The sequence below is a fragment of the Paraburkholderia caribensis genome, from assembly GCF_002902945.1.
Classification (GTDB): Bacteria; Pseudomonadota; Gammaproteobacteria; order Burkholderiales; family Burkholderiaceae; genus Paraburkholderia; species Paraburkholderia caribensis.
In genome coordinates, this window is the sequence record NZ_CP026101.1 from 2,599,962 (window position 1) to 2,611,984 (window position 12,023).

A 12,023-nucleotide genomic window follows, 5' to 3' on the forward strand; every position below is an offset into this window, starting at 1 on the left:
TTTTTATTTCTGCGCGATAAAGCGCAAGCGCGTTATCCATGTCGCGCGGGCATGTCGCTCAGGCACTTCGCTCGTGCAGAAAAGCACCGGCGCGGTGCAACGCCGATGCTTCTTTTTCGAGAATCACTTTCTAACGACGGGCGCAACGCCCGCACTAAAGCTCAGACAGCCGCTTCGTTCTCCTCGCCCGTACGAATGCGGATCACACGCTCCACGTCAGCGACGAAAATCTTGCCGTCGCCGATCTTGCCCGTGCGCGCCGCGCCGATGATCGCATCGATCACCTGATCGCATTGATCGTTTGCGACGACGACTTCGATCTTCACTTTCGGCAGGAAATCGACGACGTATTCGGCGCCGCGATACAGCTCGGTATGTCCTTTCTGGCGGCCAAAGCCTTTGACTTCGGTAACGGTCAGCCCGGTCAGGCCGACTTCGGCGAGCGCTTCGCGGACTTCGTCGAGCTTGAAGGGTTTGATGACGGCGGTAATGCGTTTCATGGCGGGCCTCGTCTCGGTTCGGAAAAAGGAAGGTTCGGATGCGTTGATTCTACGCCGCAGCGCACACGTTGCCAGCACCGGTCATGGCAACGCGTGCAGTAAGCCGCGCTCAACGGCAGATAAAGACTGATTTCAGGCGGCTTTGTCCGGAACGGTTGCGAGGTCATCGGTCCAGACGGCCGCTTCCGAATCGCTCGGCGCGCGCCAGTCGCCGCGCGGCGACAGCGAACCACCCGAGCCGACCTTCGGCGAATTCGGCACGCAACTGCGTTTGAACTGGCTCGTCTTGAAGAAGCGCCACAGGAAGATGCCGAGATTGCGCTTGATCGCGGCAATATCGTATTCGTTGCGCTCCACATGCGCGCCTTCCGGCCAGCCGCCCTGCTCTTTGTCGCGCCACGCGTGCAGCGCGAGAAACGCGACTTTCGACGGCGAAAAGCCGTAACGCAGGATGTAGAACAGATTGAAGTCCTGCAGTTCGTATGGCCCGATGAACGACTCCGTCTTCTGCTCGATCGCGCCGGCCGATTTGCCCGGCACGAGCTCAGGGCTGATTTCCGTGGCAAGCACGTTAAGCAGCGTGTCCGAGCCGCTCTTGCCAACGGCGCCCGTCTCCGCGACCCAACGCACCAGATGCGTGATCAGCGTCTTCGGCACGCTCGCGTTCACGCTGTAGTGCGACATGTGATCGCCCACGCCGTATGTGCACCAGCCGAGTGCCAGCTCGCTCAGATCGCCCGTGCCGATCACGATGCCGTTGTGAAAATTGGCGAGACGGAACAGATGGTTCGTGCGCTCGCCCGCCTGCACGTTCTCGAAGGTGATGTCGTACTTCGCCTCGCCCGCCGAATAGGGATGGCCGAGGTCGTTCAGCATCTGCTCGCAGCTTGGCCGGATATCGATTTCCATCGCCGTGCAGCCGACCACGCTCATCAATTCTCGCGCCTGCTTGAGCGTGCGGTCGCTGGTGGCGAAGCCCGGCATCGTCACGCCGATAATGTTGGTGCGCGGCAGCTTCAGACGGTCCATCGCCTTCGCGCAGACGAGCAGCGCATGCGTCGAGTCGAGCCCGCCCGACACGCCGATCACCACCTTCTGGATATTCGATGCCGACAGCCGCTGCACGAGCGCCTGTACCTGAATGTTGTAGACCTCGTTGCAACGCTCGTCGCGGCGGCGCGAATCGGCGGGCACGTACGGAAAGCGCTCGACCTTGCGCGCAAGCGGCAGCGCCTGTGCCGCGTCGTGCCCGATCGCGAAGCGCACGATCTGGAACTTCGCCGCTTCATCTTTGTGCCGCTGCACCGACATGCCGAAGGTGGTCTGCCGCATGCGTTCGTGCGAAAGCCGTTCGAGATCGACGTCGGCGAAAATCATGTGCGAGTCGTCGAGAAAGCGTTCGGACTCGGCGAGCATCTCGCCGTTCTCGTAGATCAGCGCCTGGCCGTCCCAGGCCATATCCGTCGACGATTCGCCGCGTCCCGCCGACGTGTACAGATACGCCGCGAGACAGCGCGCCGACTGCTGGCCGACCAGCTGATGCCGGTAGCCCGACTTGCCGACCACGACGTTCGACGCCGACAGGTTCACCAGCACGGTCGCGCCCGCGAGCGCCGCGAACGACGACGGCGGAATGGGCACCCACACGTCCTCGCAGATCTCAACGTGAAAGCGGAAGTCCGGCACGTCGGTCAGTTCGAACAGCAGCGACGCGCCGAACGGCACGCGCTGGCCGAGCAGTTCGATGTCGCGCGCGATGGCGCTGTCGGCGGGTGTGTACTGGCGCGCCTCGTAGAACTCGCCGTAGTTCGGCAGATACGTCTTCGGCACCGCCCCCAGCACGACACCGCGTGCGACGACGATCGCGCAGTTGTACAGGCTGTGGTCCACCTGCAGCGGCATGCCGACGATCAACGCAACGGGCAGCGTCTTCGACGCGTCGACGATCTTTGCCAGCGCGGTCTTGCATGCATCGAGCAGCGCGCGCTGATGGAAGAGGTCGTCGCAGGTATAGGCGGGCAGGCCGAGCTCGGGGAACGCGACGAGCGCCGCGCCTTTTGCTGCGGCCTCGCGCGCTAGCGCTAGCGTCTCGTCGGCATTGAAGGCCGGATCGGCGACGCGGCAGCGCGGCACGCCCACCGCGACACGTGCAAAACGGTGCGAATACAGGTTGAAGAAGTTGCCTTTCATGTCCGGGATTCCTAATGCGCGCGAACGGGGAGAAACGCTCGCGCGCGAAACAGCTGCTATCGATCAGCGTAGATGATAAGCCGTAAGCGCATTCAAGGTCTCGATCGCGTGTGCCGGCAGGCCACGCCGCGCACTACGGGCGCGCATTTGCTTTAACATGGCCGTTCGCCGCGCTGCCCACGGGCCTGCGCCCGGTACCGTTGCATCGGGGCGCAAGCAAAAAAAGGCGCGCGACATTCGCCTATCAGCCTTATCCGATCCTGACGCGCCGCGAATCTACGAAAGCGCACGGATCGCCAACGGTCGAACAGATTGAACCAGGAACGTTTTGATTACCGCGCAGGCATTCTCGCTTCGCCGCTCGAAGTCGATGCCGCCGAATGGAATGCGCTGCTCAACCAGCAGGCGCAACCCACTCCATTCCTGCGCCACGAATTCCTGAGCGCGCTACACGCGACGCGATGCGCCGTCGCGGATACGGGTTGGGCGCCGCAATTCGTCACGCTGACCGATCCGCGCACGGACAAGCTGGCAGCAGCCGCGCCCGTCTACGCAAAAGGACACTCGTACGGCGAGTACGTGTTCGACTGGGCGTGGGCCGACGCGTACAAGCGCAATGGCCTGCCCTACTATCCGAAGCTGCTGTGCGCGGTGCCCTTCACGCCTGTGCAGGGCACGCGCCTGATTGCCGCCGACGCGCACGCGCTGCGCCATCTCGCCGCGACGCTCGTTGCGTTCGCGGAACAGGCCGACGTGTCGTCGCTGCATGTGCTGTTTCCGACCGAAAGCGAAGCGCAAGCGCTGACCGATCTCGGCATGATGCTGCGCGAGGGCGTGCAGTTTCACTGGCTCAACGACGGCTATCGCAACTTCGACGACTTCCTCTCGACCCTCGAACAGAAGAAGCGCAAGAACATCCGCGCCGAGCGGCGCAAGGTGCGCGATGCGGGCGTCACGTTCCGGCGACTGCTCGGCGAAGACATCCGCGACGCCGACTGGCGCTTCTTCAGCAAGTGTTATCGGCAGACGTACCGCGAACACTTTTCGAGTCCGTATCTGAATCTCGACTTCTTCCGGATGATCGGCGCGTCGATGCCGGAAAATCTGATGATGGTGATCGCGGAGTACGAAGGCAAGCCGATCGCGAGCTCGCTCGTCGTCTACCAGCGTGACGGCGCGAACGCGGGCGGCACGCTGTATGGCCGCTACTGGGGCGCGCTCGAACACGTCCCCTGCCTGCACTTCGAAACCGCGTACTATCAGCCGCTGGAGTTCTGCATCGAGCAGAAGCTGGGCGTGTTCGAAGGCGGCGCGCAGGGCGAGCACAAGATGGCGCGCGGCTTCATGCCCACCGTCACGCGCTCGACGCACTGGCTCGCGCATCCCGCGTTTTCGGACGCTGTCGGGCACTTTCTCGACAACGAAAAGAATCATATTCACGCGTATGTCGACGAACTGCGCGAACACAATCCGTTCAAGGAATAACGAGGAACAGGCGCGCGCCATGCCGTGGTTTCTGTATCTGATCGAATGCTCGGACGGCAGCGTCTACACGGGCATCGCCACCGATGTCCAGGCCCGTTTCGACAAGCATTGCAGCGGCACGGGCGCGCGCTATACGCGCTCGCGCAAGCCGGTGCGGCTGCTGGCGTCGTTCGAACTGGCCGACCGTTCGAGCGCGTTGCGCGCCGAATATCGCGTCAAGCAACTTGCGGCAGCGCGGAAATGGGAACTGGCGTCGGGTACGCGGACGCTCGAATCCGTGCTGCCTGCTGTGGTCGAGGAAGTCGCGGCTGACGATCCGGCGGCCGGCGATCCGGCGGCTGACGAACCGGCGGCCCGCGACCCGGAGACCTGACGCGGCGTTGCTTGTCCGTCGCGTGCAACAGTGTTTTCAGGATAAGCGTCTGGACGCCGTTTCGACTCGAACAGATACTTTCGTCATTGCAACGGCGCCGCTCATCCGAAACCGGCGACGCCTCGACACCCGACGCGATACCCAGACCTCTTGAGGTGAAAAAATGGACGAAAGAAAGCGTGACAGCATGATTGCGTATTTGCGCCGCCGCATGGCGAAGGTAGGCATCAAGGTGGCCGACCTGGCCGCGGCGCTTGCCGAGGAACGCCGGCGTCAGCAATCGGTGCGTTATCGCAGCCCGTTTGGCGAAACGTGGGACGGCAACGGCGCGATGCCCCAGTGGCTCAGCAACGCCGTCAGCGCCGGGCAATCGCCGGAACACTTTGCGGTCGACAAGCCGGCCAAAAAGGTCAAGCAGGAACGCCCGTCGGTGGACTGGCGCAACGACCCGTTTGCGGGTAGCCGCCTCGCGACCATCAGCCCGCGCTAACGCGCCGGGTCGCCCGGTCCACCCGCGAGTTTCGCGGATCCACCCGGTGCCCGGACCGTAGCGTGCAAAAAAAGACGCTCCCGAAGGAGCGTCTTTTTGCATTCAGGCTCGAAAAACGCGCGACTTACTTCTTGTAGTTCGCGGCGCCTTCCGTGATTTCCTTGTGCGCGGCGTCGATGCCCGCCCAGCCTTCCACCTTGACCCACTTGCCCTTTTCGAGCGCCTTGTATTGCTCGAAGAAGTGCTTGATCTGGTCCTTCAGATATTGCGGCACGTCGTCGATCGACTTCAGGTCCGCCGTCATCGGGCAGATCTTGTCGTGCGGCACGGCGATCAGCTTCGCGTCGACGCCCGACTCGTCCGTCATCTGCAGCATGCCCAGCGCGCGTGCGCGCACCACCGAGCCCGCCAGCAGCGGGAACGGCGTGATCACCAGCACGTCGACGGGGTCGCCGTCACCCGACAGCGTCTGCGGAATGAAGCCGTAGTTCGCGGGATAACGCATACCCGTGCCGATGAAACGATCGACGACGAGCAGGCCCAGATCCTTGTCGGCCTCGTACTTCACCGGATCGCTTTGCGCCGGGATTTCGATGATGACGTTGAAGTCTTGCGGGAGGTCTTTACCAGGGGGAACGTGATTGAAGCTCATGGCGCTCTCTGATCAGGAAGAAATGGGAATAAGGCGCACGGCGCGCACTGCATCCCCATACGGGACGCAGCGCCGCAACCCGGACACGGCGGAATGCGCCATTATAGCCAATCGGCCGATGACACCCGCGTGGCGATCGGCGCGATAATCATCGAACGCGTGTGACCGTACCGGGCAGCCGCGCATCTGGCCGGCCGCTGTGCGCCGCCAAACCCTGCGCGACGCAACCGCCCTCGCCTGTCTTTTTCGTCATTTCTTCGTTGTTTCTTTCGTTGTCCGCCTGACCGCCCAACCGGGCAAGGAGCATGTGTGGAAGAAGCGAAACACTTCATCGGCGGTGAATGGACCGCGTCGTCGAACGGGGAGACGATCCCCGTCATCGATCCCTCCGACGGCCAGCCGTTTGCCACGCTAGCGCGCGGCACAGCCGCCGACATCGACACCGCAATCCAGTCCGCGCGCCGCGCCTACGAAGGCGCATGGGGCGCCGTGAGCGCCGCCGAGCGCGGACGCCTGCTGTACCGGCTGTCGATGCTCGTCGCCGCCTGCCACGAGGAACTGGCGCAGCTCGAAGCGCGCGACACGGGCAAGCCGCTCAAGCAGGCGCGCGGCGACGCGGCCACGCTGGCGCGCTACTTCGAGTTCTACGCGGGTGCCGCCGACAAGCTGCACGGCGAAACGCTGCCCTATCAGAACGGCTACACGGTCTTCACGATCCGCGAGCCGCATGGCGTGACGGGTCATATCGTGCCGTGGAACTATCCGATGCAGATCTTCGGGCGCAGCGTCGGCGCGGCGCTCGCGGTGGGAAATGCGTGCGTCGTGAAGCCCGCCGAAGATGCGTGTCTGTCCGTGCTGCGCGTCGCGGAGCTGGCGGCCGAGGCCGGCCTGCCCGCAGGCGCGCTCAATATCGTCACCGGCTTCGGACATGAAGCGGGCGCCGCGCTCGCGCGCCATGCCGGCATCGACCACATCTCGTTCACCGGCTCGCCCGACACGGGCAAGCTCGTCACGCAGATGGCCGCCGAAAACCACGTGCCCGTCACGCTCGAACTGGGCGGCAAGTCGCCGCAAATCGTCTTCGCGGACGCCGATCTCGACGCCGCGCTGCCCACGCTCGTCAACGCGATCGTGCAGAACGCCGGGCAAACCTGCTCGGCGGGCAGCCGCGTGCTGATCGAGCGGAGCATTTACGAGCCGCTGCTCGACCGCCTCGCCACCGCGTTCAATGCATTGCGCGTCGGTCCGGCGCATGCGGACCTCGATTGCGGGCCGCTGATCAGCGCGAAACAGCAACGCCGCGTATGGGATTTCCTCTCCGACGCGCAGCATGACGGCATACCGATGGCAGCGCACGGCGAAGTGATTGCGGAAGCGCCGGAAACAGGCTTCTATCAGGCGCCGACCTTGTTGCGCGACGTGCCGCCCGCGCATCGGCTCGCGCACGAAGAAGTGTTCGGCCCCGTACTCGCCGCGCTGCCCTTCGCCGACGAAGACGAGGCGCTCACGCTTGCCAACGGCACGCCCTACGGACTCGTCGCAGGCGTCTGGACGCGCGATGGCGGCCGGCAGATGCGGATCGCGCGCCGCGTGCGCTCGGGGCAGGTCTTCATCAACAACTATGGCGCGGGTGGCGGCGTCGAATTGCCGTTCGGCGGCGTCAAGCATTCGGGACACGGCCGCGAGAAGGGCTTTGAAGCACTGTACGGCTTCACGGTGCTGAAGACCGTTGCGATCCGGCACGGCTGAGGCACGGCTCACTCACGACAACCCAGCGTTTTTGCACCTACAACAACAGGAGACATCATGCGGTTGACCGGCAAAACGGCCATCGTCACGGGCGGCGGCTCGGGCTTCGGCGAAGGCATCGCGAAGACCTATGCGCGCGAAGGCGCGAACGTCGTCGTCAACGACCTGAACGGCGCGGCGGCCGAACGCGTCGCCAGCGAAATCGCACTGGCGGGCGGCAAGGCCATCGCCGTCGCGGGCGACGTGACGCGGGCAAGCGACTGGAGCGCGCTGCGCGCCGCCGCGATCGAGGACTTCGGCAGCGTGCAGATCGTCGTCAACAATGCGGGCACCACGCATCGCAACAAGCCCGTGCTCGACGTCACGGAAGACGAGTTCGACCGCGTGTACGCCGTCAACGTGAAGAGCATCTACTGGAGCGTGCATGAGTTCGTGCCGTACTTCCGCGAGCAAGGTGGCGGCGTGTTCATCAATATCGCGTCGACGGCGGGCGTGCGGCCGCGCCCGGGACTCGTCTGGTACAACGGCAGCAAGGGCGCGGTGATCGTCGCGAGCAAGGCGCTGGCCGTCGAGCTTGGGCCGGATCGCATCCGCGTGAACTGCGTGAACCCGGTGATCGGCGAGACGGGTTTGTTGAAGGAGTTCATGGGCGTCGACGACACGCCGGAGAACCGGCAGAAGTTTCTGGCGGGCATCCCGCTGGGCCGCTTCTCGACCCCGCAGGACATCGCGAACGCCGCGCTCTATCTCGCATCCGATGAAGCCGAGTTCATCACGGGCGTGTGTCTCGAAGTGGACGGCGGACGCTGCGTGTAGCGCAACGGGCGGCGCGCCCGCTCGCACCGCCCACGAAAATGCGCCTTAACCTTTGAAAACTCAGTGTTTTCCCCGACGCTGGGCGGCTATTCAGCGCGCGTTGAAAGTTTAGAATCGCGAACTGGCGGTACGACATTTCCACAATAACGAGCTTTGCGTAAGACCAGCGTGAAGCGCTGCCGCGCCGACGCCGGTCGATAGGAGACAAGCGTGTCCAGTCCTGCGAATCCGCTCCACCATCCCGGCGCAGGCGCGCCGCCTTCCACCTTTGAAGAGGCGACCTACAGAAAAGTCGCCTGGCGTCTGACGCCGCTGTTGATGCTCAGCTATGTCGTCGCTTACCTGGACCGCGTGAACGTCGGCTTCGCGAAGCTCGGCATGAGCGCGGACCTGGGCCTTTCCGACGCCGTCTATGGCTTTGGGGCGGGGATATTCTTCATCGGTTATTTCATCTTCGAAGTGCCGAGCAATGTCATTCTGCATCGCGTCGGCGCGCGGGTCTGGATTGCGCGGATCATGGTGACGTGGGGCATCGTGTCGATGCTGACGATGTTCGTCACCACGCCGACGATGTTCTACGTGATGCGCTTTCTGCTGGGCCTGGCGGAGGCGGGTTTCTTCCCCGGCATCATTTTGTATCTGACCTACTGGTATCCGGCGCACCGGCGCGGGCGCATGACGACCTGGTTCATGACGGCGATTGCGATTTCGGGCGTGGTCGGCGGGCCGATTTCCGGCTATATCCTGAAGGCGTTCGACGGCGCGAACGGCTGGCATGGCTGGCAGTGGCTTTTCCTGCTCGAAGGGATACCGTCGATTGTCGTCGGCATTCTGGTGTTCGTCGTGCTCGACGACCGCATTTCGAAGGCGAAGTGGCTGACGCAGGAAGAGCGCGAGCTGCTGGAGCGCAACATCGCTGCCGAGGACGCGACGAAGGAAGATCATGCTATCGGCAAGGTGATGCTGAGTCCGCGCGTGCTGATGATGAGCCTGATCTATTTTTCGTTCGTGATGGGGCTGTATGGCGTGAGCTTCTGGCTGCCGACCATTATCAAGTCGACGGGTGTCACTGACGCGTTCACGATCGGGTTGTTGTCGGCGATTCCGTTTGCTGCTGCCGTTGTGGCGATGGTGTTCGTCGCGCGTAGTGCCGACCGCACGCGAGAGCGCCGCTGGCACGTTGCCGTTCCGGGCTTTGTCGGGGCGCTTGGGCTGGTGCTTTCGGTCGTGTGGGCGCAGAACACGACGCTTGCGATGGCCGGGCTCACGCTGGCTACGATGGGTATTCTGACTACGCTGCCGCTGTTTTGGAGTTTGCCTACGTCGTTTCTTGCTGGCACGGGTGCGGCCGCTGGGATTGCGCTGATTAATTCCATTGGGAATCTGGCCGGGTTTCTTAGTCCGTATGCAGTGGGCTGGCTCAAGCAGGCTACCGCGGGGAATGCGGCTGGGATGTATATGCTCGCGGCCTTTATGGTGCTTGGCGGGGTGTTGGCCGTTAGTGTGCCTTCCAGGCTGGTGAATAGGTAAGCATTGCCAGCGCTTTTGACGGTTTTGGTTTGCCTGTGCTTTTTGCTGGCGTCCGCGATTCGTTAGCGTGCTTCAGGCGTCGCCGTTCGGGGTGTTGGCATTTGCTTTCGCTGGCATCCGCGCATTGTTAGCGTGCTTTAGGCATCGCCGTTCGGGGTGTCGGCCTTTGCTTTCGCTGGCATCCGCGTATTGTTAGCGTGCTTTAGGCATCGCCGTTCGGGATGTCGGCCTTTGCTTTCGCTGGCATCCGCGCATTGTTAGCGTGCTTCAGGCGTCGCCCCTGTGCGGGGCGGCACCTACTTTTCTTTGCCGCCGCAAAGAAAAGTAGGCAAAAGAAAGCGGCTCACACCGCCAATTCTTGACGTTTTCCCACGGGCCCCCAACGTCCCCACACTTCACACGGCAACGCCCTTGTTCGTGTGCGTTGCCAACGCATCGAACTGGCGCCCCACCCGCTTCAAATACCCGTACCCGTGCAAGCGGCAGCGAATGGCATACGCCGCCCAGGTGGCAAACTGTGTGTAGGTTGTCGCGTCGTATAGGGTAGCGCTCTTACAGGGTGGGACGCGTGCGCTATCGGTCTGGAGTGAAGCGTGTGGAGCACCGAAGGCCGGCACACAGTTTGCCACCTGGGCGGCGGTGGACTGGCTGGCGCGGCATGCCGAAACGCGGGTGCTTGAAGTGGGTGAGGCGCTCATTCAGAGCGTTGGCAACGAGCGTGGGTCACGTGATTGCCTTGTGAAGCGTAAGAACCTTTGGGGGCCCTCAGGCAAGAATTAGCGCTGGCGGTTTGAGCCGCTTTCTTTTGCCTACTTTTCTTTGCGGCGGCAAAGAAAAGTAGGTGCCGCCCCGCACAGGGGCGACGCGTGAAGCTAGATAACAAATCGCGGATGCCAGCGCAAAGCAAAGGCAATCGCGGATACCAGCGAAAGCAAATGCCAACAAACCGAACATCGACGCCTGAGGCCCGAAGGCAAACCACAGCCCCCAGCCCAATCACAATCACAATCAAAACCACCTAACCGCGTCGCAGACAAAAAAAAACCTCAAACCACATTCATAGCCAACGCACTCTCCCGATAATGCGCGCTAGCCTTCTCCGCATCCCCGAGTTGCTCATGCAACCTCGCCAACGCCCGATGCGAGCGAATCTTCAAAGTCTCGTTATCAGCAAGCTTGAGCGCCTGCTCAAGAAACGACTGCGCCTTCCCCCATAACTGCTGATGCAGACACAACCGCCCAAGCGCAAACATCAGATCCGCATCGTCAGGACGCTCCTTCCGCCAGGCCTCGGCCTTCTGAATCAGCGGCAGCGCGTCACCCCCCGTGGTATCCGGATAACGCCGCAACAACCGCGCATCCCAATTCTGCGCGAGCGCCTCTTCAACGATCTTCCGCGCATCCTGCGGACGCCCCAGCGCTACCAGCAACTCAGCCGCAAGATCCGCAAGCCGCGGCGAATGCCGCTCAACAGGCGTCAGCGAATGCCACAGTTCGAGCAGCGCATCAGCATTGTGCCTGCGATCGCGCAGCAGATTCTCCGCCGCAAGCTGCCGCAAACGCGCGGCAACGGCAGGATGAATTGCCTCGCGCTTTTCCAGCGTCTTCACGAGCTTGAGCACTTCGCCCCAGTTCTTCAACTGCTGCTGCGCGCGCAAGGCAATCTGCTGCGCGTGAATGCGGCGCCCGCCCTGCGACTGCATTTCGGTAAGCGCCAGCAACGCGCCATCCGCATCGCGGCCGTCGGCACGCATGTCGGCCGTCGCCATCAGGCGCGCGTCCTGCCAGTCAGGCGAATCGATCTGCGCAAGATATTCGTCGCGACGTGCGTACTCGTGCATCCGATGCGCGGCGTTCGCGGCGATCAGGCCCGCCGCACCCTTGTTGTCGGGATTGGTCAGCGAGTCGCGCGCAGCCTTCTCCGCGCGCGAAAAGCGGCCCGCGTACAGATTGCCGATCGCATCGCGCAACGCGGCATGCGCCTTCGCCACCCGCTGACGCGCGCGATACGCCGCGACGCGCTGCGGCATGCGCCAGATGTTGCGCACGATGCGCAGCAACGCATAAATCACGATAAACGCGACGATGATCCCGACAACGAACAGGTTCAGCGAAATATCGATCCGATACGGCGGGTAGACGAGCAACACCTGCCCGGTGTCGAAGCGCCCGACGATCGCGAGCACCACCGCAACCGCGAACAGGAAAGCGAGCCAGAGAAGTCCACGCAGCGCCATG

General features: G+C 63.1%; 10 protein-coding genes. 6 read left to right on the top strand and 4 right to left on the bottom strand.

Translation table 11 applies throughout. The features are described from left to right. Window positions 1-161 precede the first annotated feature (161 nt). Window positions 162-500 carry a P-II family nitrogen regulator gene (gene glnK, locus C2L66_RS11600; RefSeq protein WP_007587958.1) on the bottom strand — a complete coding sequence of 113 codons (339 nt, stop codon included), beginning with the start codon at window positions 498-500 and terminating at the stop codon, window positions 162-164. A gap of 132 nt (window positions 501-632) precedes the next feature. Then, a complete protein-coding gene (locus tag C2L66_RS11605; protein ID WP_060600023.1) occupies window positions 633-2,690 on the bottom strand; it encodes an NAD(+) synthase in 2,058 nt (685 codons plus the stop codon). A gap of 312 nt (window positions 2,691-3,002) precedes the next feature. Here C2L66_RS11605 and C2L66_RS11615 point away from each other — a divergent pair, with 312 nt between their 5' ends. The 3 genes from C2L66_RS11615 (at window position 3,003) to C2L66_RS11625 (ending at window position 5,038) form a co-directional block, all read left to right on the top strand. After that, window positions 3,003-4,175, top strand: a complete 1,173-nt coding sequence (locus tag C2L66_RS11615) for a GNAT family N-acetyltransferase (RefSeq protein WP_060600021.1) — start codon at window positions 3,003-3,005, stop codon at window positions 4,173-4,175. A 19-nt stretch (window positions 4,176-4,194) separates the two neighbouring features. Next, on the top strand, window positions 4,195-4,548 hold the full coding sequence (locus C2L66_RS11620; protein WP_060600017.1) for a GIY-YIG nuclease family protein: 354 nt from the start codon (window positions 4,195-4,197) through the stop codon (window positions 4,546-4,548). 163 nt (window positions 4,549-4,711) lie between these two features. After that, window positions 4,712-5,038: an H-NS family nucleoid-associated regulatory protein gene (locus C2L66_RS11625; protein ID WP_054929898.1), complete on the top strand. Its 327-nt coding sequence runs from the start codon at window positions 4,712-4,714 to the stop codon at window positions 5,036-5,038. 124 nt (window positions 5,039-5,162) lie between these two features. On the opposite strand, the gene ppa is transcribed toward C2L66_RS11625, so the two are convergent. Continuing rightward, complete coding sequence (ppa, locus tag C2L66_RS11630; protein WP_054929897.1) at window positions 5,163-5,690, bottom strand: inorganic diphosphatase; 528 nt, start codon at window positions 5,688-5,690, stop codon at window positions 5,163-5,165. Window positions 5,691-5,999: 309 nt separating this feature from the next. On the opposite strand from ppa, the gene C2L66_RS11635 reads away from it, so the two are divergent. From C2L66_RS11635 to C2L66_RS11645, 3 genes are all read left to right on the top strand, one after another. Continuing rightward, window positions 6,000-7,439 carry an aldehyde dehydrogenase family protein gene (locus C2L66_RS11635; RefSeq protein ID WP_060600015.1) on the top strand — a complete coding sequence of 480 codons (1,440 nt, stop codon included), beginning with the start codon at window positions 6,000-6,002 and terminating at the stop codon, window positions 7,437-7,439. 57 nt (window positions 7,440-7,496) lie between these two features. Beyond that, window positions 7,497-8,255, top strand: a complete 759-nt coding sequence (locus tag C2L66_RS11640) for an SDR family oxidoreductase (RefSeq protein ID WP_060600013.1) — start codon at window positions 7,497-7,499, stop codon at window positions 8,253-8,255. 210 nt (window positions 8,256-8,465) lie between these two features. Continuing rightward, complete coding sequence (locus tag C2L66_RS11645) at window positions 8,466-9,785, top strand: MFS transporter (RefSeq protein ID WP_054929894.1); 1,320 nt, start codon at window positions 8,466-8,468, stop codon at window positions 9,783-9,785. Window positions 9,786-10,831: 1,046 nt separating this feature from the next. On the opposite strand, the gene C2L66_RS11650 is transcribed toward C2L66_RS11645, so the two are convergent. Then, window positions 10,832-12,022 (bottom strand): heme biosynthesis protein HemY, encoded by a 1,191-nt coding sequence (locus C2L66_RS11650; protein WP_060600011.1) that lies wholly within the window; start codon window positions 12,020-12,022, stop codon window positions 10,832-10,834. Window position 12,023 lies beyond the last annotated feature (1 nt).

Excerpts from the sequence above, each read along its gene's own strand:
- glnK (WP_007587958.1), bottom strand. The coding sequence starts at position 500 with ATGAAACGCATTACCGCCGTCATCAAACCCTTCAAGCTCGACGAAGTC.
- C2L66_RS11605 (WP_060600023.1), bottom strand. The coding sequence starts at position 2,690 with ATGAAAGGCAACTTCTTCAACCTGTATTCGCACCGTTTTGCACGTGTC.
- C2L66_RS11620 (WP_060600017.1), top strand. The coding sequence starts at position 4,195 with ATGCCGTGGTTTCTGTATCTGATCGAATGCTCGGACGGCAGCGTCTAC.
- C2L66_RS11625 (WP_054929898.1), top strand. The coding sequence starts at position 4,712 with ATGGACGAAAGAAAGCGTGACAGCATGATTGCGTATTTGCGCCGCCGC.
- ppa (WP_054929897.1), bottom strand. The coding sequence starts at position 5,690 with ATGAGCTTCAATCACGTTCCCCCTGGTAAAGACCTCCCGCAAGACTTC.
- C2L66_RS11640 (WP_060600013.1), top strand. The coding sequence starts at position 7,497 with ATGCGGTTGACCGGCAAAACGGCCATCGTCACGGGCGGCGGCTCGGGC.
- C2L66_RS11650 (WP_060600011.1), bottom strand. The coding sequence starts at position 12,022 with ATGGCGCTGCGTGGACTTCTCTGGCTCGCTTTCCTGTTCGCGGTTGCG.